Here is a 24,265-nt window from a genome sequence, read left to right on the forward strand (position 1 = left end):
CCCCCCCCTCACCCCCCCCCCCCCCCCCCCCCCCCCCCCCCCCCCCCCCCCCCCCCCCCCCCCCCCCCCCCCCCCAGCGGCCTGTCGTCGCGGGGGCTCAGCGGACGAAGACTCCCGCCTGGCCGGCCAGGTCCAGGAAGTACTGGGGGGCGATGCCGAGGACCAGGGTCGTGGCGACGCCCATGCCGATGGCCAGCATGGTCAGGGGGGACGGGACGGCCACGGTCGGGCCCTCCGGCTTCGGCTCGCTGAAGAACATCAGGACGATCACGCGGATGTAGAAGAACGCGGCGATCGCCGAGGAGATCACACCGACCACGACCAGCGGGACCGCGCCGCCGTCCGCCGCCGCCTTGAACACGGCGAACTTCCCCGAGAACCCGGAGGTCAGCGGGATGCCGGCGAAGGCCAGCAGGAACACCGCGAACACGGCCGCGACCAGCGGGGAGCGCCGGCCGAGGCCCGCCCACTTGGACAGGTGGGTCGCCTCGCCGCCCGCGTCCCGCACCAGCGTGACCACGGCGAACGCGCCGATCGTCACGAAGGAGTAGCCCGCCAGATAGAAGAGGACCGACGACACGCCGTCCTTCGACGTGGCGATGACACCCGCGAGGATGAATCCGGCGTGCGCGATGGACGAGTACGCCAGCAGGCGCTTGATGTCGGTCTGGGTGATGGCGACGATCGCGCCGCCCAGCATGGTGACGATCGCCACCGCCCACATCACCGGCCGCCAGTCCCAGCGCAGGCCGGGGAGGACGACGTAGAGCAGGCGCAGCAGCGCGCCGAACGCGGCCACCTTCGTCGCCGCCGCCATGAACCCGGTCACCGGGGTGGGCGCGCCCTGGTAGACGTCCGGCGTCCACATGTGGAACGGCACCGCGCCCACCTTGAACAGCAGGCCCATGACCAGCAGGGCGCCGCCGATCAGCAGCAGCGCGTCGTTGCCCATCGTGTCGGCGAGGGCGGGGTCGACGTCGGTGACGGTGCCGTCGACGACCTGGGCGATCCGGGCGTACGACACCGAGCCCGCGTAGCCGTACAGCAGCGCGATGCCGAACAGGGTGAACGCCGAGGCGAACGCGCCCAGCAGGAAGTACTTGACCGCGGCCTCCTGCGACACCAGCCGCTTGCGGCGGGCCAGCGCGCACAGCAGGTACAGCGGCAGGGAGAGGACCTCCAGCGCCACGAACAGGGTCAGCAGGTCGTTGGCCGCCGGGAAGATCAGCATGCCGCCGATCGCGAAGAGGAGGAGGGGGAAGACCTCCGTGGTGGTGAACCCGGCCTTCACCGCGGCCTGCTCGCTGTCGCTGCCGGGCACGGACGCGGCCTGCGCGGCGAAGGAGTCGACCCGGTTGCCGTGGGCCGCCGGGTCCAGGCGCCGTTCGGCGAAGGTGAACAGGCCGACCAGTCCGGCCAGCAGGATGGTGCCCTGGAGGAAGAGGGCCGGGCCGTCGACGGCGATCGCGCCCATGGCCGCGATGTGCGCCTTCGTGGTGCCGAACCCGTCGGCCGCGAGCGCGACGACGGCCGCGAACGCGGCGCACAGGGCGACGACGGACACGAACACCTGCGCGTAGTAGCGGGACCGGCGCGGCACGAACGCCTCGATCAGCACCCCCACCAGCGCCGCGCCGATGACGATCAGCGTCGGCGACAATTGTCCGTACTCGATCTTCGGCGCGTCGATCTTCGTGATCGGCTCCGCCGCGGTTGTCCACAGGCTGTGGACGGCTGTTGCGCTCACTTGGCCGCCTCCACCTCGGGCTGGGGGTCCTTCTTGTGCACGTCGGACAGGGTTTGCTTGACCGCCGGGTCGACGATGTCCGTGACCGGCTTGGGGTAGACGCCCAGGAGGATCAGCAGCACGATCAGCGGGGCCACGACCAGCACCTCACGCGCGCGCAGATCGGGCATCGCCGAGACCTCGGGTTTCACCGGGCCCGTCATCGTCCGCTGGTACAGCACCAGGGTGTACAGGGCGGCGAGCACGATGCCGAAGGTGGCGATGACGCCGATCACCGGATAGCGGGCGAACGTGCCGACCAGGACCAGGAACTCGCTCACGAACGGGGCGAGGCCGGGCAGCGACAGCGTGGCGAGGCCGCCGACCAGGAAGGTCCCGGCGAGCACCGGGGCGACCTTCTGCACGCCTCCGTAGTCGGCGATGAGCCGCGAACCGCGCCGGGAGATGAGGAAGCCGGCGACGAGCATCAGCGCGGCGGTGGAGATGCCGTGGTTGACCATGTAGAGCGTGGCGCCGGACTGGCCCTGGCTGGTCATCGCGAAGACGCCCATGATGATGAAGCCGAAGTGCGAGATCGACGCGTAGGCCACCAGGCGTTTGATGTCCCGCTGGCCGACCGCGAGCAGCGCGCCGTAGATGATGCTGATCAGCGCCAGGACGAGGATCACGGGCGTCGCCCACTTGCTGGCCTCCGGGAACAGCTGGAGGCAGAAGCGGAGCATCGCGAACGTGCCCACCTTGTCGACGACCGCGGTGATGAGGACGGCGACGGGCGCGGTGGCCTCCTGCATGGCGTTGGGCAGCCAGGTGTGCAGCGGCCACAGCGGCGCCTTCACCGCGAAGGCGAAGAAGAAGCCGAGGAACAGCCAGCGTTCGGTGCCGGTCGCCATGTGCAGCGAGCCGTTCGCGCGGGCTTCGGCGATCTCGGTGAGCGAGAAGTTCCCGGCGACCACGTAGAGACCGATCACCGCGGCCAGCATGATCAGGCCGCCGGCCAGGTTGTAGAGGAGGAACTTCACCGCCGCGTACGACCGCTGGGTGGCGGCCGCGTCCTCGCCGTGCGCGTGGGCGCGGTCCCCGAAGCCGCCGATGAGGAAGTACATCGGGATGAGCATGGCCTCGAAGAAGATGTAGAAGACGAAGACGTCGGTGGCCTCGAAGGAGATGACCACCATCGCCTCCACCGCCAGGATCAGCGCGAAGAAGCCCTGGGTGGGCCGCCAGCGGCGGCTGCCGGTCTCCAGCGGGTCGGCGTCGTGCCAGCCGGCCAGGATGATGAACGGGATCAGCAGGGCGGTCAGCGCGATCAGCGCCACCGCGATGCCGTCGACGCCCAGCTCGTACCTGACCCCGAAGTCCCTGATCCAGGAATGGTTCTCGGTGAGCTGGTAGCGGGCGCCGTCCGGGTCGAAGCGGACCAGGACGGCGACCGCCAGGGCGAGGGTGGCGAGCGAGACGAGCAGCGCCAGCCACTTGGCGGCGGTGCGCCGTGCGGCCGGTACGGCGGCCGTGGCGACGGCCCCGAGGGCCGGGAGCGCCGCCGTCGCTGTCAGCAGAGGAAAGGACATCGGTATCAGACCGCCCTCATCAGCAGGGTCGCGGCGACCAGGAGTGCCGCGCCGCCGAACATCGAGACCGCGTAGGAGCGGGCGAAGCCGTTCTGGAGCCGGCGCAGCCGTCCGGACAGGCCGCCGAAGCCGGCCGCCGTGCCGTTGACGACGCCGTCGACCAGGCTGTGGTCGAGGTACACCAGGGAGCGCGTCAGGTGCTCGCCGCCGCGCACCAGGACCACGTGGTTGAAGTCGTCCTGGAGCAGGTCGCGGCGGGCCGCGCGGGTGAGCAGCGAGCCGCGCGGGGCGACCGCCGGGACGGGCTTGCGCCCGTACTGCGCCCAGGCGAGGGCGACGCCGACGACCAGGCACACCATGGTGGCCCCGGTGATCACCCCGGCGCTGAGCGGCGCGTCGCCGTGGTCGTGCCCGGTGACCGGTTCCAGCCAGTGCAGGAAGCGGTCGCCGACGCTGAAGAAGGCGCCGCCGAAGACCGAGCCGACGGCGAGGACGATCACCGGGACCGTCATGGTCTTCGGGGACTCGTGCGGGTGCGGGACGGCGTGCTCGCCCCCGGTCTCGGCGGCCGGCTCCACATCGGGCTCGGCCGGGGAGGGGGTCGGGGCCTTGCGCCACCGCTCCTCGCCGAAGAAGGTCATCAGCATCACGCGCGTCATGTAGAAGGCGGTGATGGCCGCGCCCAGCAGGGCCGCGCCGCCGAGGATCCAGCCCTCGGTGCCGCCCTTGGCGAACGCCGCCTCGATGATCTTGTCCTTGGAGAAGAAGCCGGACAGGCCCGGGAAGCCGATGATGGCGAGGTAGCCGAGGCCGAAGGTGACGAACGTGACCGGCATGTACGTGCGCAGCCCGCCGTAGCGGCGCATGTCGACCTCGTCGTTCATGCCGTGCATCACGGAACCGGCGCCGAGGAACAGCCCGGCCTTGAAGAAGCCGTGCGTCACCAGGTGCATGATCGCGAAGACGTAGCCGATGGGGCCGAGTCCGGCGGCGAGGACCATGTAGCCGATCTGCGACATGGTCGAGCCGGCCAGCGCCTTCTTGATGTCGTCCTTGGCGCAACCGACGATCGCACCGAACAGCAGCGTGACCGCGCCGACGACGGTGACGGCCAGCTGGGCGTCGGGCGCGGCGTTGAAGATCGCGCCGGAGCGGACGATCAGGTAGACGCCCGCGGTCACCATGGTCGCCGCGTGGATGAGGGCGGAGACCGGGGTCGGGCCCTCCATGGCGTCCCCGAGCCAGGACTGCAGCGGCACCTGGGCGGACTTGCCGCAGGCGGCGAGCAGCAGCATCAGGGCGATCGCGGTGAGCTTGCCCTCGGAGGCGTCGCCGACGAGACCGGGCTCCCCGTGCGTGCCGAGGACCGGGCCGAAGGCGAAGCCGCCGAAGGTCGTGAACATCAGCATGATCGCGATCGACAGGCCCATGTCGCCGACGCGGTTGACCAGGAACGCCTTCTTCGCTGCCGTGGCGGCGCTGGGTTTGTGCTGCCAGAAGCCGATCAGCAGGTACGAGGCGAGGCCGACGCCCTCCCAGCCGACGTACAGCAGCAGGTAGTTGTCGGCGAGGACGAGCAGCAGCATCGCCGCGAGGAACAGGTTCAGGTAGCCGAAGAAGCGGCGGCGGCGCTCGTCGTGGGCCATGTACCCGACCGAGTACAGGTGGATCAGCGAGCCGACGCCCGTGATGAGCAGGACGAACGTCATCGACAGCTGGTCCAGGCGGAAGGTGACGTCCGCCTGGAAGCCGGCCACCGGGATCCAGCTGAACAGGTGCTGGGTCAGGGTGCGGTGTTCGGCGCCCTTGCCGAGCAGGCCGGTGAAGAGGACGAGCCCGAGGGCGAAGGAGACGAACGACAGCAGGACGCCGATCCAGTGGCCGCCGCGGTCCAGGCGCCGGCCGCCGACCAGGAGGACGGCCGCTCCGAGCAGGGGTGCCGCGATGAGCGGCGCGATCAGGTTCTCCACGATTCTTCCGACCCCTTACAGCTTCATCAGGCTGGCGTCGTCGACCGAGGCCGAGTGGCGGGTGCGGAACAGCGACACGATGATCGCGAGGCCCACCACGACCTCCGCGGCGGCGACGACCATCGTGAAGAAGGCGATGATCTGGCCGTCGAGGTTGCCGTGCAACCGGGAGAAGGCGACGAACGCGAGGTTGCAGGCGTTCAGCATCAGTTCGACGCACATGAAGACCACGATGGCGTTGCGCCGGATGAGGACTCCGGTCGCGCCGATCGTGAACAGCAGGGCGGCGAGGTAGAGGTAGTTGACCGGGTTCACTTCGACGCCTCCTCGGACCGCTTGAACGTCTCCGGCTTGACCGGCCTGCGCTCCAGGCGTTCCTCCGCGCGCTGTTCCAGCGCCCGCAGGTCGCCCAGCGCCTCGGCCGACACGTCCCGGATCTGGCCGCGGGCGCGCAGCGTCTTGCTGACCGTCAGCTCGGAGGGGGTGCCGTCGGGCAGCAGGCCCGCGATGTCGACCGCGTTGTGCCGGGCGTAGACGCCGGGGGCGGGCAGCGGCGGGATGTACGTGCCCTCGCGGATGCGCTGTTCGGACAGCTCGCGCTGGGTCTTGGCGCGTTCCGCGCGCTCGCGGTGGGTGAGCACCATGGCGCCGACGGCGGCCGTGATGAGCAGCGCGCCGGTGATCTCGAAGGCGAAGACGTACTTGGTGAAGATGAGGGAGGCGAGGCCCTCGACGTTGCCGTTGGCGTTGGCCCGGCCGGTGCCGCTGAACTCCTTCAGGGAGGCGTTGCCGATGCCCGCGAGCAGCAGGACGCCGAAGCCGACCCCGCACAGCAGGGCCAGCCAGCGCTGGCCCTTGATGGTCTCCTTCAGGGAGTCCGCGGCCGTGACGCCGACGAGCATCACCACGAACAGGAACAGCATCATGATCGCGCCGGTGTAGACGACGATCTGCACGATGCCGAGGAAGTAGGCGCCGTTGGCGAGGTAGAACACCGCCAGGACGATCATGGTGCCGGCGAGGCAGAGCGCGCTGTGCACGGCCCTCCTCATGAAGACGGTGCACAGGGCGCCGATCACCGCGACGGTGCCGAGGACCCAGAACTGGAAGGCCTCACCGGTGGAGGTGGTGTAGGCGGCGAGGTGCTGCGCGCTCATCGGCCGATCACCTCCTGCGAGGCGGGCTCGTCCTCGCCGAAGGTGTCGGCGGCCTCCTGCGGGGCCTCCCCCTTGGAGACGGCGGTCTGCCGGACGGTGCCGGGCGCGGCCTGGGTGACCAGGCCGCGGTAGTAGTCCTGTTCGTCGGTCCCCGGGAAGATGGCGTGCGGGGTGTCGACCATGCCCTCGTCGAGGCCGGCGAGCAGCTGCTCCTTGGTGTAGATGAGGTTGGCGCGGCTGGAGTCGGCCAGTTCGAACTCGTTGGTCATCGTCAGCGCGCGCGTGGGGCACGCCTCGATGCACAGCCCGCACAGGATGCAGCGGGCGTAGTTGATCTGGTAGACGCGGCCGTAGCGCTCGCCCGGCGAGTAGCGCTCCTCGTCGGTGTTGTCGGCGCCCTCCACGTAGATGGCGTCGGCGGGGCAGGCCCAGGCGCACAGCTCGCAGCCGACGCACTTCTCCAGGCCGTCCGGATGGCGGTTGAGCTGGTGCCGTCCGTGGAACCGCGGAGCCGTGGTCTTCTTCTGCTCCGGGTACTGCTCGGTCAGCCGCTTCTTGAACATGGCCTTGAAGGTCACGCCGAAGCCGGCCACGGGGTTCTGGAAGCCGGGTTTGATCTGCCCGGGCTCCTGGGGCTCCTCAGCCATCGGACGCCTCCTTTCCATCCGTAGTTCCGTCACTGGCGGTGTCCGGTCCGCCACTGGCGATCAGCTCCCGCTCGCGGCGCGGGCGGCGCCTCGGCACGGGTGGCACCTGCTGTCCGGGCAGCGGCGGGACGGGGAATCCGCCCGCCATGGGGTCGAAGACCGGCTCCGGGGCGGCGGGCTGCCCGGCGGTCCTGTTCTTCTCGCGGAACATGTCGGCGACGAAGGAGACGAGCAGCAGGGCGAGGACTCCGCCGCCGACGTAGAGGGCGATGTCGGCGAAGTCGTAGTTCTCGTTGCGCAGCGCGCGGACGGTCGCGACGAGCATCAGCCAGGTCACGGAGACCGGGATGAGGACCTTCCAGCCGAGCTTCATCAGCTGGTCGTAGCGCACGCGCGGGAGCGTGCCGCGCAGCCAGATGAAGAAGAACAGCAGCAGCTGCACCTTGACGACGAACCAGAGCAGCGGCCACCAGCCGTGGTTGGCGCCCTCCCAGAAGGTGCTGATCGGCCAGGGCGCGCGCCAGCCGCCGAGGAAGAGGGTGGCGGAGACGGCCGAGACCGTCACCATGTTGACGTACTCGGCGAGCATGAACATCGCGAACTTGATCGACGAGTACTCGGTGTTGAAGCCGCCGACCAGGTCGCCCTCGGACTCCGGCATGTCGAAGGGGGCGCGGTTGGTCTCGCCGACCATCGTGACGATGTACAGGATGAAGGAGACCGGCAGCAGCAGGATGTACCAGCGGTCGCCCTGCGCCTCCACGATCCTGGACGTCGACATCGACCCGGAGTAGAGGAACACGGAGGCGAACGCGGCGCCCATGGCGATCTCGTAGGAGATCATCTGCGCGCAGGAGCGCAGGCCGCCGAGCAGCGGGTAGGTGGAGCCGGAGCTCCAGCCGGCGAGCACGATGCCGTAGATGCCGACCGAGGCGACCGCGAGGATGTAGAGCATCGCGATCGGCAGGTCGGTGAGCTGCATCGTGGTGCGGTGGCCGAAGATCGAGATCTCGTTGCCGGCCGGTCCGAAGGGGATCACCGCAATCGCCATGAAGGCGGGGATGGCGGCGACGATCGGCGCGAGGACGTAGACCACCTTGTCCGCGCGTTTGACGACGAGGTCCTCCTTGAGCATCAGCTTGATGCCGTCGGCGAGCGACTGGAGCATGCCCCAGGGGCCGTGCCGGTTGGGGCCGATGCGCAACTGCATCCAGGCGACGACCTTGCGCTCCCACACGATGGAGAACAGCACGGTCACCATCAGGAACGCGAAGCAGAAGACGGCCTTGACGACGACCAGCCACCAGGGGTCGCGGCCGAACATCGAGAGGTCTTCCGCGGCGAGGTAGGCGTTCATGCCTCCACCTCCTGGGGGGCCGTCTCGGCGGGGACCGCCGGGCCGATGCGGACGAGGGAGCCGGGCCGGGCCCCGGTGTCGGAGGCGACGCCGCCGCCGGTGGAGTTCAGCGGGAGCCAGACCACCCGGTCGGGCATCTCGGTGATCTCCAGCGGCAGTTCGACCGTGCCGGCGGGGCCGGTGACGGCCAGGGTGCCGCCGCCCTCGACGCCCGCCTCGGCGGCCGTGGCCACGGACAGGCGCGCGTGCGCGGCGTGCCGGGTGCCGGCGAGCGCCTCGTCGCCCTCCTGGAGGACGCCCAGGTCGAGCAGGAGCCGGTGCCCGGCCAGGACGGCCTCGCCGGCCGCCGGGCGGGGCAGGGCGCCCGCGGACTCCATGGGGGCGAGGGCGCGCGGGCCGTCCCAGAGGCCGAGCCGGTCGATCTCCGCGCGGGTGGTGCGCAGGTCCGGCAGGCCCAGGTGGGTGTCCATGGCGTCGGCGAGCATGTGCAGCACGCGGGTGTCGGCCGGGGCGAGCCGGCGGGTCATCTGGTCGGGCTTGAGCGCGGCCTCGAAGAAGCGCACCCGGCCTTCCCAGTTGAGGAAGGAGCCGGCCTTCTCGGCGACCGCGGCGACCGGCAGGACGACGTCGGCGTGCTCGGTGACCTCGCTGGGCCGCAGCTCCAGCGACACCAGGAAGCCGACGCTCTCCAGTGCCGCACGCGCGCGGGCCGGGTCGGGCAGGTCGGCGACCTCCACCCCGGCGACCAGCAGCGCGGACAGTTCGCCGGCCGCGGCGGCCTCGATGATCTGGTGGGTGTCGCGGCCGTAGCCCGCGGGGAGTTCGGCGAGCCCCCAGACGGCGGCGACCTCCTCCCGTGCGCGCGGGTCGGTCGCGGGACGTCCGCCCGGCAGCAGGGAGGGCAGCGCGCCGGCCTCGACGGCGCCGCGCTCACCGGCCCGGCGGGGGATCCACACCAGCTCGGCGCCGGTCGCGGCGGCGGCGCGCACGGCGGCGGTCAGACCGCCCGGGACCGCGGCCAGCCGCTCCCCCACGACGATGACGGCACCGTCGGCGCGCAGGGCCTCGGCGGCACGGGTGCCCGGCTCCTCCAGGCCGACGCCGCTCGCGAGGGCGTCCAGCCACTCGGTCTCGGTGCCGGGGGCGGCCGGCAGCAGCGTGCCGCCGGTCTTCTCCAGCCCGCGGGTGGCGTGCGTGGCCAGCGCGAACACCCGCTGCCCGTGCTTGCGCCAGGCCTTGCGCAGCCGCAGGAAGACGCCGGGTGCCTCCTCCTCCGACTCGAAGCCGGCCAGCAGCACGGCGGGCGCCTTCTCCAGGGAGGTGTACGTGACGCCCGTACCGTCCAGGTCCCGGCCGCGGCCGGCGACCCGGGCGGCGAGGAAGTCGGCCTCCTCGCCGCTGTGCACGCGGGCGCGGAAGTCGATGTCGTTGGTGTCGAGCGCCACGCGGGCGAACTTGCTGTAGGCGTAGGCGTCCTCGACGGTCAGCCGGCCGCCGAGGAGGACGCCGGCCCGGGAGCGCGCGGCAAGAAGGCCCTCGGCCGCCGCCTGGAGCGCCTCCGGCCAGGAGGCGGGCTCCAGCACACCGTCGGCATTGCGCACCAGCGGGGTGTCGAGGCGGTCGCGCTGCTGCGCGTAGCGGAACGCGAAGCGTCCCTTGTCGCAGATCCACTCCTCGTTGACCTCGGGGTCGTTGGCGGCGAGCCGCCGCATGACCTTGCCGCGCCGGTGGTCGGTGCGGGTGGCGCAGCCGCCGGAGCAGTGCTCGCACACCGACGGGGAGGAGACGAGGTCGAAGGGGCGGGAGCGGAAGCGGTAGGCGGCCGAGGTGAGCGCGCCGACCGGGCAGATCTGGATGGTGTTGCCGGAGAAGTACGACTCGAACGGGTCGCCCTCGCCGGTGCCGACCTGCTGGAGCGCGCCCCGCTCGATCAGCTCGATCATGGGGTCGCCCGCGATCTGGGTGGAGAAGCGGGTGCAGCGGGCGCACAGCACGCACCGCTCGCGGTCGAGCAGCACCTGCGTGGAGATCGCGACGGGCTTCTCGTAGGTCCGCTTGCGGCCCTCGAAGCGGGACTCGGCCCGGCCGTGCGAGACGGCCTGGTTCTGCAGCGGGCACTCGCCGCCCTTGTCGCAGACCGGGCAGTCCAGCGGGTGGTTGATGAGCAGCAGCTCCATCACGCCGTGCTGGGCCTTCTCGGCGACCGGGGAGGTGAGGTGGGTCTTGACGACCATGCCGTCGGTGCAGGTGATCGTGCAGGACGCCATCGGCTTGCGCTGGCCCTCGACCTCGACGATGCACTGGCGGCAGGCGCCGGCCGGGTCCAGCAGGGGGTGGTCGCAGAAGCGGGGGATCTCGATGCCGAGCTGTTCGGCGGCACGGATCACCAGGGTGCCCTTGGGCACGCTGATCTCGATGCCGTCGATGGTCAGCGTGACGAGGTCTTCCGGTGGGACCGCCGCCTCGCCCCCGCCGGCGGGGGCGCTCGTGGTCACGGTCATGCGTTCACCTCCGGGCGGTCCGCCCAGGCCGTGGACTTGGCCGGGTCGAAGGGGCAGCCCCGGCCCGTGATGTGCTGTTCGTACTCCTCGCGGAAGTACTTCAGCGAGGAGAAGATCGGGGACGCGGCGCCGTCGCCGAGGGCGCAGAAGGACTTGCCGTTGATGTTGTCGGCGATGTCGGCGAGCTTGTCGAGGTCGGACATGACGCCCTTGCCGGCCTCGATGTCCCGCAGCAGCTGCACCAGCCAGTACGTCCCCTCGCGGCAGGGGGTGCACTTGCCGCAGGACTCGTGGGCGTAGAACTCGGTCCAGCGGGTCACGGCCCGCACCACGCACGTCGTCTCGTCGAAGCACTGCAGCGCCTTGGTGCCGAGCATGGAGCCGGCGGCGCCGACGCCCTCGTAGTCGAGGGGGACGTCGAGGTGTTCGTCGGTGAACATCGGCGTGGAGGAGCCGCCCGGCGTCCAGAACTTCAGCCGGTGGCCGGGCCGCATGCCGCCGCTCATGTCGAGGAGCTGGCGCAGGGTGATGCCGAGCGGGGCCTCGTACTGCCCGGGGCTCGCGACGTGGCCGCTGAGCGAGTAGAGCGTGAAGCCCGGGGACTTCTCGCTGCCCATCGACCTGAACCAGTCCTTGCCGTTTTTCAGGATCGCGGGAACCGACGCGATCGACTCGACGTTGTTCACCACAGTGGGACAGGCGTAGAGGCCTTCCACGGCGGGGAAGGGGGGACGCAGTCGCGGTTGACCACGGCGGCCTTCGAGCGAGTCGAGCAGTGCGGTCTCCTCGCCGCAGATGTACGCGCCGGCGCCGGCGTGCACGGTGAGCTTCACGTCGAGCCCGCTGCCCAGGATGTCCTCGCCGAGGTAGCCCGCCGCGTAGGCCTCGCGCACGGCCTCGTGCAGCCGCCGCAGTACGGGGACGACCTCACCCCGCAGGTAGACGAAGGCGTGCGACGACCTGATGGCGTGGCACGCGATCACGATGCCCTCGATGAGGCTGTGCGGGTTGGCGAAGAGCAGCGGGATGTCCTTGCACGTCCCGGGCTCCGACTCGTCGGCGTTGACCACGAGGTAGTGCGGCTTTCCGTCGCCCTGCGGGATGAACTGCCACTTCATCCCGGTCGGGAAGCCCGCGCCGCCGCGGCCGCGCAGCCCGGATTCCTTGACGTAGGCGATCAGGTCGTCCGGCGGCATGGCGAGGGCCTTGCGGAGTCCCTCGTACCCTCCGTGCCCGCGATAGACGTCCAGGGACCAGGAGCGGTCCTCGTCCCAGAAGGCCGACAGCACGGGTGCGAGCAGTTTCTCCGGGCTCGGGTCCTTGACCTCGGACACCACGGTCATCACTCCCCCTCCTCTTCTGCCTGGCCCGCCGCCGGGGCGTCCGGGGACTGCTGGACGCGGGGGTGGACCACGCGCGCGGGTGCGTCCTCCCCCTTGGCCAGGCGCAGGCCCACCAGCGACGCCGGTCCGGCGCTGCCGCCCTCCTCGACGGCCCCGGGGCGTTCGTCGGGGAAGCCGGCCAGGATCCGCGCGGTCTCCTTGAAGGTGCACAGGCGCGCCCCGCGGGTGGGCTGTACGGAACGCCCGGACCGCAGGTCGTCGACGAGGCGCTTGGCGCTCGCCGGGGTCTGGTTGTCGAAGAACTCCCAGTTCACCATCACGACCGGCGCGTAGTCGCAGGCCGCGTTGCACTCGATGTGCTCCAGGGTGACCAGGCCGTCGTCGGTGGTCTCGCCGTTGCCGACGCCCAGGTACTCCTGGAGGGTCTCGAAGATCGCGTCGCCGCCCATCACCGCGCACAGCGTGTTGGTGCACACGCCGATCTGGTAGTCGCCGGAGGGCCTGCGCCGGTACATGGAGTAGAAGGTGGCGACCGCGGTGACCTCGGCCGTGGTCAGGCCCAGCACGTCCGCGCAGAACCGCATTCCGGTGCGGGTGACGTGCCCCTCCTCGGACTGCACGAGGTGGAGCAGCGGCAGCAGGGCGGAGCGGGAGTCGGGGTAGCGCGCGATCACGTCGCGGGCGTCCGCCTCCAGCCGGGCCCGGACGTCGTCGGGGTAGGCCGGTGCGGGCAGTTCGGGCATGCCCAGGCTGATGCCCCGCTCCGAAGAAGAGGTGGTCACCGGTCGACGCCTCCCATCACGGGGTCGATGGACGCGACGGCGACGATGACGTCGGCGACCTGGCCGCCCTCGCACATCGCCGCCATGGCCTGAAGGTTGGTGAAGGACGGGTCGCGGAAGTGGACCCGGTAGGGGCGGGTGCCGCCGTCGGAGACGGCGTGCACCCCGAGTTCGCCCTTGGGCGACTCGACGGCCGCGTACGCCTGCCCCGGCGGGACCCGGAAGCCCTCGGTGACCAGCTTGAAGTGGTGGATCAGGGCCTCCATGGAGGTGCCCATGATCTTCTTGATGTGGTCGAGGGAGTTGCCGAGGCCGTCGGGTCCCAGGGCGAGCTGGGCGGGCCAGGCGATCTTCTTGTCGGCGACCATGACCGGGCCGGGCTGGAGCCGGTCCAGGCACTGCTCGATGATCCTGAGCGACTGGCGCATCTCCTCCAGCCGGATGAGGAAGCGGCCGTAGGCGTCGCAGGAGTCTGCGGTCGGGACGTCGAAGTCGTAGTTCTCGTAGCCGCAGTACGGCTGGGTCTTGCGCAGGTCGTGCGGGAGGCCGGTGGCGCGCAGGATCGGGCCGGTGGCGCCGAGGGCCATGCAGCCGGCCAGGTCGAGGTAGCCGATGTCCTGCATGCGGGCCTTGAAGATGGGGTTCCCGGTGGCGAGCTTGTCGTACTCCGGGAGGTTCTTCTTCATCTTCTTCACGAACTCGCGGATCTGGTCGACCGCGCCGGGCGGCAGGTCCTGGGCGAGTCCGCCGGGCCGGATGTACGCGTGGTTCATGCGCAGGCCGGTGATCAGCTCGTAGATGTCGAGGATCAGTTCACGGTCGCGGAAGCCGTAGATCATGATCGTGGTGGCGCCCAGCTCCATGCCGCCGGTGGCGATGCACACCAGGTGGGAGGACATCCGGTTCAGCTCCATCAGGAGCACTCGGATGATCTCGGCGCGCTCGGTGATCTGGTCCTCGATGCCGAGGAGTTTCTCGACGGCGAGGCAGTAGGCGGTCTCGTTGAAGAAGGACGTCAGGTAGTCCATGCGCGTGACGAAGGTGGTGCCCTGCGTCCACGTGCGGTATTCGAGGTTCTTCTCGATGCCGGTGTGGAGGTAGCCGATGCCGCAGCGGGCCTCGGTGACCGTCTCGCCCTCGATCTCCAGGATGAGGCGGAGCACTCCGTGGGTGGACGGGTGCTGGGGACCCATGTTGACGACGATGCGTTCGTCGTCCGCGCGGGCCGCGGACTGGACGACCTCGTCCCAGTCGCCACCGGTGACCGTGTAGACGGTGCCCTCGGTGGTTTCCCGGGCGGCTGCTGACTGGGTGCTGCTCACGAGTACGACCTCCGCTGGTCCGGAGCCGGGATCTGGGCGCCCTTGTACTCGACGGGGATGCCGCCGAGGGGGTAGTCCTTGCGCTGGGGGTGGCCCTGCCAGTCGTCCGGCATCATGATCCGCGTCAGGGCCGGGTGGCCGTCGAAGACGATCCCGAAGAAGTCGTAGGTCTCGCGCTCGTGCCAGTCGTTGGTCGGGTAGACGGAGACCAGGGACGGGATGCGCGGGTCGCCGTCGGGAGCGCTGACCTCCAGGCGGATCAGCCGGTTGTGGGTGATCGAGCGCAGGTGGTAGACGGCGTGCAGTTCGCGGCCCTTGTCGTTCGGGTAGTGGACGCCGCTGACGCCGGTGCACAGTTCGAAGCGCAGGGCCGGGTCGTCGCGCAGGACGCGGGCGACGCGGACCAGGTGCTCGCGTTCGATGTGGAAGGTCAGCTCGTCGCGGTCGACGACCGTCTTCCCGATGGCGTTCCGGGGCAGCAGTCCCTGTTCCTCCAGGGCGCCTTCAAGTTCGTCGGCGACCTCGTCGAACCAGCCGCCGTAGGGGCGGGTCGCCGGTCCCGGGAGCCGGACCGAGCGGACGAGGCCGCCGTAGCCGGAGGTGTCGCCGCCGTTGGCGGCGCCGAACATGCCGCGCTGGACGCGGATCTCCTCGCCCCCCTGGCCGCGGCGGCCGGGGAGGTTGGCGGCGGCGAGGTCCTTCTCGGGGTCCACCCCGTTCGCGGAACCGTTCGCGGCCCCGTTCACGCCGTGGGTGCCGTTCGCGTCGCTCACCGCAGCAGCCCCTTCATCTCGATCGTGGGCAGGGCCTTCAGCGCCGCTTCCTCCGCCTCCCGGGCCGCTTCCTCGGCGTTCACGCCGAGCTTCGTGGAGCGGATCTTCTGGTGGAGCTTGAGGATGGCGTCCATGAGCATCTCGGGCCGGGGCGGACAGCCGGGGAGATAGATGTCGACCGGGACGATGTGGTCGACGCCCTGGACGATCGCGTAGTTGTTGAACATGCCGCCCGAGGAGGCGCAGACGCCCATGGAGATCACCCATTTGGGGTTGGGCATCTGGTCGTAGACCTGCCGCAGGACGGGCGCCATCTTCTGGCTGACCCGGCCGGCGACGATCATCAGGTCCGCCTGGCGCGGCGAACCGCGGAAGACCTCCATGCCGAAGCGGGCCAGGTCGTAACGGCCGGCGCCGGTGGTCATCATCTCGATGGCACAGCAGGCGAGGCCGAAGGTGGCCGGGAAGACGGACGCCTTGCGCACCCAGCCCGCGGCCTGCTCGACGGTGGTGAGCAGGAAGCCGCTCGGCAGCTTTTCTTCGAGTCCCATGTCGTTAAAGGCCCCTCAGTCCCATTCCAGGCCGCCGCGCCGCCATACGTACGCGTACGCGACGAAGACGGTGAGCACGAAGAGCAGCATCTCCACGAGCCCGAAGATCCCCAGGGCGTCGAAGGTGACGGCCCAGGGGTAGAGGAAGACGATCTCGATGTCGAAGACGATGAAGAGCATCGCCGTCAGGTAGTACTTGATGGGGAAGCGCCCGCCGCCGGCCGGCGTGGGGGTCGGCTCGATGCCGCATTCGTAGGCTTCGAGCTTGGCGCGGTTGTACCGCTTCGGACCGATCAGCGTGGCCATGACCACGGAGAAGATCGCAAAGCCTGCCCCGAGGGCTCCCAGTACGAGGATGGGCGCATACGCGTTCACCGCTCCTCGCTCCTCTCAGTCGGCACTGACTGCTGGCGGATCACTGGGCTCACATCCGCCTCACCGGTCCCACGAACCCCGCTCGTCCCGGGCGAAGATCGAGAACATGTGAAGCAGGTCACAAGCCCGACTGCCTCGCATCTTATGCCTGCCGCTCTGTGATCTGCGACACGGGGTATTGCACAAGCTTTGTGATCTCCACCACCTGACGAAGGATCATGAAGTCGGATGATGGGTGATCTTCACACCGGAAGCGTTCAGTTGATCACCAGAAGTGACATTCCCACTTGTCGGCGCAGGCGGGAGCGGTCGTCTCTATATCAAGAAGGTTCGCCTGCATGCAAATTGGTGCTGGATGCATCCATTTGATAGTGGAGCCCGTTCACATCCCGGGGTGGCATCGGGAGCGGATGTGAACGGTGGCCGGGGCGCGTGCGCGCGTTCACGAAGTCCGCCCGCGCGGGACGCCGCGGTTCCGGTGACCGTTCCGTGACCTCCGTCACGTCCATGAGAGGGCGATGAGAACCGGGCTTGGCCAACGAACCCAACCAGTGGTAGGCGCGGGGCAATTCGGACGTAATGATCAAAGACCGTGATCAAGGGCTTGATCACGACGGTCCGCAATGTCCGTTACGGCGTCAATAAAGGGCGACACGCCCGGGTTTCCAGGTATCGATTGAGCAACTGTGGCGCACGACACGTTTCTTGAAGATATGAAGGAGCCCCTGGTACCGGTTGTTCCCATGTCCCACACCGCTCACATACGCAGCCACCGGAAGCCCCGCCGCAGCGCGTCGACCCTCGCCGTGCGGGCCGGAGTTGCCGGTGGCGTCCTCGGCACCCTGGCAGTCGCCGGGGCGTCCGGTTCGGCGAACGCTGCCGAGCCGGTGACGCAGACCCTCGAACTGCCCACCCTGACGGCCGACCTGGCCGCGCAGGCGGCCCAGACCGCGGACGCGACCGAGCAGGCCGCCGCGAACTACCAGCTGCAGGCGGAGCGCGACCAGGCCGCCTCGAAGGCCGCGAAGCAGGCGAAGGCGGACCTCGCCGAGGCCAAGAAGAAGGCGGCGGAGGCCAAGAAGAAGGCCGAGGAGGACGCCCGCAAGGAGGCCGCCGCGCGCGCCTCGCGCACCGCGGCGCGGGCCACGCTCTCCACCACCTCGGCCGACACCGGCACCACCACCCTCGGCGGCGGCGGCGGCAGCACCGGCACGGAGGCCGGCGGCGGCACCGACGCCGACACCGGCACGTCCACGGTCAGCGGCTCGGCCGCGACGATCGTCAGCTTCGTCCGGGCCCAGGTCGGCAAGGCGTACGTGCCCGGTGCCACCGGCCCGTCCGCCTACGACTGCTCCGGCCTGGTGCAGACGGCCTTCAAGCAGATCAACATCAGCCTGCCGCGCGTGTCGCAGGACCAGTCGACCGCCGGCACGCAGGTCTCGCTGAGCAACCTCAAGCCCGGCGACATCCTGTACTGGGGCAGCGCGGGCAGCGCGTACCACGTCGGCGTGTACGTCGGCGGCGGCATGTTCGTGGGCGCCCAGAACTCCTCCACCGGCGTCGTGGAGCGCCCGCTGTCCTACGACCCGCCCACCGGCGCCGTACGCGTGCTCTGAGCCCGCTCCACGCCCCTCGTAACCCCTCGTACGCACACAGGGCCGCTGCCACCCGGGCAGCGGCCCTCGCGCGCTCCCTGACATGCTCTGCGCGGGCCGCCGGCCGGTGGTCCGCGCACGAGTGAAGGAGTCCACGCGATGCCACGCGTGTTCGTACAGGGAAGTCCCGTCGGCTACTACCCGCGCTACGCCCCCGAGGCGGGGCGCGGCACGGTGCGGCGCATCACCGAGGCCGGCGAGGAGGTGCTGCACAAGCCGTGCCGGGACGTCACGGAGTTCGGGCCCGACCTCGCCGCGCTGATCGACGACATGTTCCGCACGATGTACGTCGCCGAGGGCGCGGGCCTGGCGGCGAATCAGGTCGGGGTGGACCTGCGGCTGTTCGTGTACGACTGCCCCGACGACGACGGTGTCCGGCATGTCGGGCACGTCGTCAATCCGGTGCTCGACGCGCCCACGGGCGAGCGGCGGCTCCTGGAGGAGGGCGAGGGCTGCCTGTCGGTGCCCGGCGCCGTGCTGGACGTACCGCGGCCGGACCGGGCCGTCGTGCGCGGCCAGGACCGGGACGGCCGGCCGGTCGTCGTCGAGGGCACCGGCTACTTCGCGCGCTGCCTGGCGCACGAGACCGACCACACCGACGGCCGCCTCTACCTGGACCGGCTGTCCAAGCGGGACCGGAAGGAGGCGCTGCGTCAGGCGGCGGAGCGCCGGGCCGGGGTGTACGCCCGCCGGTCGGCCAGGGAGGCCGCCTTCGGCGCCTGACCCCGTCCCGCCCGCGCCGGCGCCGGCGGCCCTCACCGGGCCCCGGCGCCGGCCGGTCGTCAGGCCCTCGGGATCACCTTGGTCAGGCCGTTGATGATGCGGTCCATCGCGTCGCCGCCCGTGGGGTCGGTGAGGTTGGCGAGGAGCTTGAGGGTGAACTTCATCAGCAGCGGGTGGGTCAGGCCGCGCTGGGCGGCGATCTGCATGACCTTCGGGTTGCCGATGAGCTTCACGAAGCCGCGGCCGAGGGTGTAGTAACCGCCGTAGGTGTCCTTGAGGACGCGCGGGTAGCGCTGGAGGGCGGTCTCGCGCTGGGCGGGCGTGGCGCGCGCGTGGGCCTGCACGATGACGTCGGCGGCGATCTGGCCGGACTCCATGGCGTAGGCGATGCCCTCGCCGTTGAAGGGGTTCACCAGGCCGCCGGCGTCGCCGACGAGCAGCAGCCCGCGCGTGTAGTGCGGCTGGCGGTTGAAGGCCATGGGGAGGGCGGCGCCGCGGATCGGGCCGGTCATGTTCTCCGGGGTGTAGCCCCAGTCCTCCGGCATGGAGGCGCACCACGCCTTGAGGATCTCGCGCCAGTCCAGCTCCTTGAACGAGGCGGAGGTGTTCAGCACGCCGAGGCCCACGTTCGAGGTGCCGTCGCCCATGCCGAAGATCCAGCCGTAGCCGGGCAGCAGCCGGTCCTGGGCGCCGCGCCGGTCCCACAGTTCGAGCCAGGACTCCAGGTAGTCGTCCTCGTGGCGGGGGCTCTCGAAGTACGTCCGGACCGCGACGCCCATCGGGCGGTCCTCGCGCCGGTGCAGGCCCATGGCGAGGGAGAGCCGGGTGGAGTTGCCGTCGGCGGCGACGACGAGCGGCGCGCGGAAGGAGACCTCGCGCTTGTCCTCGCCGAGCCTTGCGGTGACGCCGGTGATGCGGCCGGTGCGGTCGTCCACGATCGGGCCGCTCACGTTGCAGCGCTCGTACAGGCGGGCGCCCGCCTTCTGGGCGTTGCGCGCGAGCTGCTCGTCGAAGTCGTCGCGCTTGCGGACCAGGCCGTAGTCCGGGAAGGAGGCGAGGTCGGGCCAGTCGAGCTGGAGGCGGACGCCGCCGCCGATGATGCGCAGCCCCTTGTTGCGCAGCCAGCCGGCCTCCTCGGAGATGTCGATCCCCATGGCGACGAGCTGCTTGACGGCGCGCGGGGTGAGGCCGTCGCCGCACACCTTCTCGCGCGGGAACTCGGTCTTCTCCAGGAGCAGGACGTCGAGACCGGCCTTGGCGAGGTGGTACGCGGTCGTGGAGCCGGCCGGCCCCGCGCCCACGACGATCACGTCGGCGGTGTTCTCGGAGAGCGGCTCGGTCACGACGGTCACGGCGGGATCTCCCCAAGGTCGAAAAAAGCTGTGTGCCGACCGGCACGGGACACGGGCAGTCTATTCAGCGCACTCGGCCGCCCGGCCGAAGGGCCGCCCCGACGGCGGTCACCTTCCGTGGTCGCCTGTCACGGAAAGACACCGGCGCCTTCCGGACGGGACGGGCCGGAGTTACCCTGCCAGTACCGCTGGGGGTGACATCTGTGCACACACCACCCAAGACACCCGAAGTGCGCGTTCCGCGTCTGGTCGGCCTGATGGCCGTGGACGCGCGCGAGACGGCCCGGGCGCGGGGACTGTCCCTGGACGCGCCGGACCGCCCGGACTTCCACCTCGCCGTCGTGGACTACGTCGTACGCCAGCACCCGCGGCCCGGGACCGAGGTGCCGCGCGAGTCGACCGTCTACGTGTGGTTCGGCTTCGGGGAGGGCGAGGGCGGCGGGGGCGTGCGCGAGCCGCGCGTGCCGGGGCCGCCGCGCGGGGGCCCCGGGCGGGAGCTGGAGCCGCCCCGCGATCCGTGCGAGGCGGCCGGGATCAGCTCTCCGTGAGGCCCGGGTCCTCCTTGAAGCCCCGGTGCAGCGCGACCACACCGCCGGTGAGGTTGCGCCAGGCGACCTTCGACCAGCCCGCCTTGCGCAGGCGCCCGGCGAGGCCGGGCTGGTCGGGCCAGGCCCGGATGGACTCGGCGAGGTAGACGTACGCGTCCGGGTTCGAGGAGACGGCGCGGGCGACCGGCGGCAGCGCGCGCATCAGGTACTCGGTGTAGACGGTGCGGAACGGCGCCCAGACCGGGTGGGAGAACTCGCAGATCACCACGCGTCCGCCGGGGCGGGTGACGCGGTACATCTCGCGCAGGGCCGCGTCCGTGTCCTGGACGTTGCGCAGGCCGAAGGAGATCGTCACCGCGTCGAAGGTGTCGTCCTTGAAGGGCAGTCTCGTCGCGTCGCCCGCGGTGAACGGCAGCCAGGTGTGCTTCTTCTTGCCGACCTGGAGCATGCCGAGGGAGAAGTCGCAGGGGACGACGTACGCGCCCGTCCGCGTGAAGGGGAGGGAGGACGTGGCCGTGCCGGCGGCGAGGTCGAGGACCTTCTGCGCGGGGCGGGCGTCGACGGCCGCCGCCACCTCCTTGCGCCAGCGGCGGTCCTGGCCGAATGACAGCACGTCGTTCGTCAGGTCGTACCGTTCCGCCACGTCGTCGAACATCGAGGCGACTTCGTGCGGCTGCTTGTTCAGGGAAGCGCGGGTCACCCGCCCATTGTTGCAGCCGGGCCGCACGGCGCAGGCGGCGGCTTGCTGCGTGCGGGTGGCTAGCGGCGACGGAAGAGCAGGCGGCCCGAGAGGACCGTCGCCACGCAGGTCCCGGCCCCCCGTTCGGCCAGCTCCGTCTCGTCCTCGACGGCGAAGACGGCGAAGTCGGCGGCGGAGCCCGCGTGGCGGGGCGGGGCCGGCCGGGGCCCGTGGGCGAAGGGGTCCAGGGAGGGGACGCCGCCGACGGGGGCCGGGCGGTCCACGACGCCCATGCCGGTGCGGCGCAGGGCGTCCCGGACCGCGCGGACGCTCAGCGGCGCACAGGCCACGGCGACCGTGCCGTACGCCAGCATGCGCTGGATCCCGCGCCGGGCGCTCGCGCCCCGGCGGGCGTCGTCCAGGGGGAGCGCGGCGAGCGCGGCCCCGGTCAGCGGCGCGGTACCGAGGAGGTCGGCCTCCCGTGGGTCCGGGTGGTACGTCCCTTCCAGCAGCTCGTTGCCGTGGGGGTTGACGAACCCGGGCGTGAGGATGCCCGGCCAGCGGCGCACGCGCGCGTGCGGGTGCGCGGCGGCCAGCTCCTCCAGGGGCCCGACGGCCTCGATCCGTTCACCCCGGACGAGGTGGGCGTGGCCCCTGGAGTCGGCGTGGAGCGTCAGCACGGCGGCTCTGTTCTCCTGGCTCGGCTGCCCGGCTAGTTCGACGCGAGCAGCTTCAGCTCGGGGTGGGCGGTGCCGCCCTCGATGGCCGTGGAGGAGATGTGGGAGACCACGCGGTCGTCCACGGGGTCGTTCGCCGGGTCGTCGTGCACGACGAGGTGCTCGTAGGTGGTCGCGCGCTGCGCCGGGACGCGGCCCGCCTTGCGGATCAGGTCGATGATCTCCAGGCGGTTGGAGCGGTGCCGGGCGCCGGCCGAGGAGACCACGTTCTCCTCCAGCATGATCGAACCGAGGTCGTCCGCGCCGTAGTGCAGGGACAGCTGGCCGACCTCCTTGCCGGTGGTGAGCCAGGAGCCCTGGATGTGCCGGACGTTGTCCAGGAAGAGGCGGGCGATGGCGATCATCCGCAGGTACTCGAACAGGGTCGCCTGGGTGCGGCCCTTCAGGTGGTTGTTCTCGGGCTGGTAGGTGTACGGGATGAACGCGCGGAAGCCGCCCGTGCGGTCCTGTACGTCCCTGATCATCCGCAGGTGCTCGATGCGCTCGGCGTTGGTCTCGCCGGTGCCCATGAGCATGGTGGAGGTGGACTCCACGCCCAGCCGGTGCGCGGTCTCCATGATCTCCAGCCAGCGCTCGCCGCTCTCCTTCAGCGGGGCGATGGCCTTGCGCGGCCGTTCCGGCAGCAGTTCGGCGCCGGCGCCGGCGAAGGAGTCCAGGCCCGCCCGGTGGATCCGGGTGATGGCCTCCTCGACGGAGACGCCGCTGATCCGGGCCATGTGCTCCACCTCGGACGCGCCGAGGGAGTGGATCACGAGCTGCGGGAAGGCCTCCTTGATGGCCCGGAAGTGCTTCTCGTAGTACTCGACGCCGTAGTCCGGGTGGTGGCCGCCCTGGAACATGATCTGGGTGCCGCCCAGTTCGACGGTCTCCGCGCAGCGGCGCAGGATGTCGTCCAGGTCGCGGGTCCAGCCCTTCCCGGTGTCCTTGGGAGCCGCGTAGAAGGCGCAGAACTTGCACGCCGTGACACACACGTTCGTGTAGTTGATGTTCCGCTCGATGATGTACGTGGCGATGTGCTCGGTGCCGGCGTACTTGCGGCGGCGCACGGCGTCGGCGGCGGAGCCCAGGGCGTGCAGCGGGGCGTCGCGGTAGAGGGCGAGCGCTTCCTCGGGGGTGATGCGTCCGCCCGCCGCGGCGCGGTCGAGGACGGACTGGAGGTCGGCCTTCTCGGTCACCGGCGTCCCTTTCGCAAGGTTTCGTAAGGGGTTGTGGACGGACGACGTCAGCCTACGCCAGGCGGCTGCGGCGGCCGACGTCAGGCCGCGAACGCCCCGGTCAGCAGCCCGACGAGGGTGCCGGCCAGCAGGAACGGGCCGAACGGCACGCCCGTCTTGCGGCCCGCGCGCCGGGCGAGCACGAGGGCGCCGCCGTAGAGGGCGCCGAGCAGGAACGCGGCGAAGGTGCCGAGCAGCACGGTGGGCCAGCCGTACCAGCCGAGCGCGGCGCCCGCGCCGACGGCCAGTTTGACGTCGCCGAAGCCCATGCCGTCCGGGTTGAGGAGGTGCAGCACGAGGTAGCCGGCGGCGAGGGCGAGGGCGGCGCCGAGGGCGGTGGGCCAGTGTCCGGTGTGTTCGGGCAGCAGCGCGGCGAGGCCGAGCAGGGCGAGGGCGGCGGGCGCGAGCGGGAGGGTCAGCGGGTCGGGCAGCCGGCGCACCCTCAGGTCCACGGCGGCGAGCAGCACCCCGGCGGGCGCGAGCAGCAGCCAGACCGCCACTTCGGGCCGGGCCCCGGTGGCGACGGCGAGAGCGGCACAGACGAGCGCGGTGACGAGAGCGAGGAACGAGCCGGAAGGCACCCCCTGCCCGCCGGGCCCGGGGGGCGTCCCGCTTCCGGCCGACGCCGTACGTCCGCCACCGCCGGTCGACATGGAGGGCACCCCAGCGCCGTCGGCCCCGGAAGGCATCCCGCTACCGTCGGGCCCGGACCCCACCCCACGGCCGACGGGCACGGAAGCCGTCCCACTGCCGGCCGACGCCGCGCCTCCCCCACCGCCGGTCGACACGGAAGACACCCCACCGCCGGGCCCGAAAGGCGCTCCGCTACCGGCGGGCCCGGAAGGCCCACTGCCGGCAGGCACGGAGGGAGTCTCACTGCCGGCGGGCCCGGAAGGCCCACTGCCGTCGGACCCGGAAGGCGTCCCGCCGCCGCCGGCCCCGGACCCCACCCCACGGCCGACGGGCACGGAAGCCGTCCCACTGCCGGCCGACGCCGTGCGACCCCCACCGCCGGTCGACACGGAGGGCACCCCACCGCCGGGCCCGGAGGGCGCTCCGCTTCCGGCGGGCCCGGAGGGAGTCCCACTGTCGTCGGCCCCGGAGGGCGTCCCGCCGCCATTGGATCCGGAAGGCGTCCCGCCGCCATCGGGCCCAGGGCGCGCCCCACGGTCCCCGGCCCCCGAGGACGCCCCGCCGTTGTCCGGGCCGGAGGGGGCTGCCCCGTCAGCCGGCCGGGAAGGGGCTGCCCCGTCGGCGGGCCCGG

At 71.2% G+C, this 24,265-nt stretch carries 22 protein-coding genes; 3 read left to right on the top strand and 19 right to left on the bottom strand.

Features of this window, described 5'->3' with window-relative positions:
• Positions 1–97: 97 nt before the first annotated feature.
• The 14 genes from nuoN to ACZ63H_RS26355 are packed head-to-tail and all read right to left on the bottom strand — an operon-like array spanning position 98 to position 16,093.
• Positions 98–1,747: an NADH-quinone oxidoreductase subunit NuoN gene (gene nuoN, locus ACZ63H_RS26290; protein WP_469869010.1), complete on the bottom strand. Its 1,650-nt coding sequence runs from the start codon at positions 1,745–1,747 to the stop codon at positions 98–100.
• Positions 1,744–3,315, bottom strand: coding sequence for an NADH-quinone oxidoreductase subunit M (locus ACZ63H_RS26295; protein ID WP_469869011.1), 1,572 nt, complete (start codon positions 3,313–3,315; stop codon positions 1,744–1,746). The genes nuoN and ACZ63H_RS26295 overlap by 4 nt, the downstream gene beginning before the upstream one ends.
• A 5-nt stretch (positions 3,316–3,320) precedes the next feature.
• Complete coding sequence (nuoL, locus tag ACZ63H_RS26300) at positions 3,321–5,285, bottom strand: NADH-quinone oxidoreductase subunit L (RefSeq protein ID WP_469869012.1); 1,965 nt, start codon at positions 5,283–5,285, stop codon at positions 3,321–3,323.
• A 15-nt stretch (positions 5,286–5,300) separates the two neighbouring features.
• On the bottom strand, positions 5,301–5,600 hold the full coding sequence (gene nuoK / locus ACZ63H_RS26305; RefSeq protein ID WP_469869013.1) for an NADH-quinone oxidoreductase subunit NuoK: 300 nt from the start codon (positions 5,598–5,600) through the stop codon (positions 5,301–5,303).
• Positions 5,597–6,442: an NADH-quinone oxidoreductase subunit J gene (locus ACZ63H_RS26310; RefSeq protein WP_469869014.1), complete on the bottom strand. Its 846-nt coding sequence runs from the start codon at positions 6,440–6,442 to the stop codon at positions 5,597–5,599. The genes nuoK and ACZ63H_RS26310 overlap by 4 nt, the downstream gene beginning before the upstream one ends.
• Entirely contained in the window at positions 6,439–7,089 is a 651-nt protein-coding gene (gene nuoI / locus ACZ63H_RS26315) for an NADH-quinone oxidoreductase subunit NuoI (protein ID WP_469869016.1), read from the bottom strand. The genes ACZ63H_RS26310 and nuoI overlap by 4 nt, the downstream gene beginning before the upstream one ends.
• Positions 7,082–8,446 (bottom strand): NADH-quinone oxidoreductase subunit NuoH, encoded by a 1,365-nt coding sequence (gene nuoH, locus ACZ63H_RS26320; RefSeq protein WP_469869018.1) that lies wholly within the window; start codon positions 8,444–8,446, stop codon positions 7,082–7,084. Before nuoH ends, nuoI begins: the two co-directional genes overlap by 8 nt.
• A complete protein-coding gene (locus ACZ63H_RS26325) occupies positions 8,443–10,947 on the bottom strand; it encodes an NADH-quinone oxidoreductase subunit G (RefSeq protein WP_469869020.1) in 2,505 nt (834 codons plus the stop codon). Before ACZ63H_RS26325 ends, nuoH begins: the two co-directional genes overlap by 4 nt.
• On the bottom strand, positions 10,944–12,290 hold the full coding sequence (gene nuoF, locus ACZ63H_RS26330; protein WP_469869022.1) for an NADH-quinone oxidoreductase subunit NuoF: 1,347 nt from the start codon (positions 12,288–12,290) through the stop codon (positions 10,944–10,946). Before nuoF ends, ACZ63H_RS26325 begins: the two co-directional genes overlap by 4 nt.
• Positions 12,290–13,072: an NADH-quinone oxidoreductase subunit NuoE gene (nuoE, locus tag ACZ63H_RS26335; protein ID WP_469869024.1), complete on the bottom strand. Its 783-nt coding sequence runs from the start codon at positions 13,070–13,072 to the stop codon at positions 12,290–12,292. The genes nuoF and nuoE overlap by 1 nt, the downstream gene beginning before the upstream one ends.
• A complete protein-coding gene (locus tag ACZ63H_RS26340) occupies positions 13,069–14,394 on the bottom strand; it encodes an NADH-quinone oxidoreductase subunit D (protein ID WP_469869026.1) in 1,326 nt (441 codons plus the stop codon). Before ACZ63H_RS26340 ends, nuoE begins: the two co-directional genes overlap by 4 nt.
• Positions 14,391–15,167 carry an NADH-quinone oxidoreductase subunit C gene (locus tag ACZ63H_RS26345; protein ID WP_469869028.1) on the bottom strand — a complete coding sequence of 259 codons (777 nt, stop codon included), beginning with the start codon at positions 15,165–15,167 and terminating at the stop codon, positions 14,391–14,393. The genes ACZ63H_RS26340 and ACZ63H_RS26345 overlap by 4 nt, the downstream gene beginning before the upstream one ends.
• Positions 15,164–15,718: a NuoB/complex I 20 kDa subunit family protein gene (locus ACZ63H_RS26350; protein WP_467270171.1), complete on the bottom strand. Its 555-nt coding sequence runs from the start codon at positions 15,716–15,718 to the stop codon at positions 15,164–15,166. The genes ACZ63H_RS26345 and ACZ63H_RS26350 overlap by 4 nt, the downstream gene beginning before the upstream one ends.
• A gap of 15 nt (positions 15,719–15,733) precedes the next feature.
• A complete protein-coding gene (locus tag ACZ63H_RS26355) occupies positions 15,734–16,093 on the bottom strand; it encodes an NADH-quinone oxidoreductase subunit A (RefSeq protein ID WP_003992243.1) in 360 nt (119 codons plus the stop codon).
• A gap of 743 nt (positions 16,094–16,836) precedes the next feature.
• Here ACZ63H_RS26355 and ACZ63H_RS26360 point away from each other — a divergent pair.
• Both ACZ63H_RS26360 and def read left to right on the top strand, forming a co-directional pair.
• Entirely contained in the window at positions 16,837–17,709 is an 873-nt protein-coding gene (locus ACZ63H_RS26360; RefSeq protein WP_469869031.1) for a C40 family peptidase, read from the top strand.
• A 138-nt stretch (positions 17,710–17,847) separates the two neighbouring features.
• Positions 17,848–18,471 carry a peptide deformylase gene (gene def, locus ACZ63H_RS26365; protein WP_469869033.1) on the top strand — a complete coding sequence of 208 codons (624 nt, stop codon included), beginning with the start codon at positions 17,848–17,850 and terminating at the stop codon, positions 18,469–18,471.
• A gap of 59 nt (positions 18,472–18,530) precedes the next feature.
• Here def and ACZ63H_RS26370 read toward each other — a convergent pair whose 3' ends face one another.
• Complete coding sequence (locus ACZ63H_RS26370) at positions 18,531–19,823, bottom strand: geranylgeranyl reductase family protein (RefSeq protein WP_469869035.1); 1,293 nt, start codon at positions 19,821–19,823, stop codon at positions 18,531–18,533.
• 230 nt (positions 19,824–20,053) lie between these two features.
• Between ACZ63H_RS26370 and ACZ63H_RS26375 the strand changes: the two genes are divergently transcribed.
• Positions 20,054–20,371, top strand: coding sequence for a PASTA domain-containing protein (locus ACZ63H_RS26375; protein ID WP_469869037.1), 318 nt, complete (start codon positions 20,054–20,056; stop codon positions 20,369–20,371).
• Here the strand turns inward: ACZ63H_RS26375 and ACZ63H_RS26380 are convergent.
• The 4 genes from ACZ63H_RS26380 to ACZ63H_RS26395 form a co-directional block, all read right to left on the bottom strand.
• The gene (locus tag ACZ63H_RS26380) at positions 20,358–21,071 is read right to left on the bottom strand and encodes a demethylmenaquinone methyltransferase (RefSeq protein WP_469869039.1); all 714 of its coding nucleotides are present in this window, start codon (positions 21,069–21,071) and stop codon (positions 20,358–20,360) included. The two genes, ACZ63H_RS26375 and ACZ63H_RS26380, sit on opposite strands and share 14 nt — an antisense overlap.
• Before the next feature lie 59 nt (positions 21,072–21,130).
• Entirely contained in the window at positions 21,131–21,730 is a 600-nt protein-coding gene (locus tag ACZ63H_RS26385) for an amidohydrolase family protein (protein ID WP_469869041.1), read from the bottom strand.
• A 32-nt stretch (positions 21,731–21,762) separates the two neighbouring features.
• On the bottom strand, positions 21,763–22,962 hold the full coding sequence (gene mqnC, locus ACZ63H_RS26390; protein WP_469869043.1) for a cyclic dehypoxanthinyl futalosine synthase: 1,200 nt from the start codon (positions 22,960–22,962) through the stop codon (positions 21,763–21,765).
• 80 nt (positions 22,963–23,042) lie between these two features.
• A complete protein-coding gene (locus ACZ63H_RS26395) occupies positions 23,043–23,735 on the bottom strand; it encodes a prepilin peptidase (RefSeq protein ID WP_469869044.1) in 693 nt (230 codons plus the stop codon).
• Between the last annotated feature and the right edge of the window lie 530 nt (positions 23,736–24,265).

Source organism: Streptomyces sp. NPDC104831 (genome assembly GCF_055583025.1).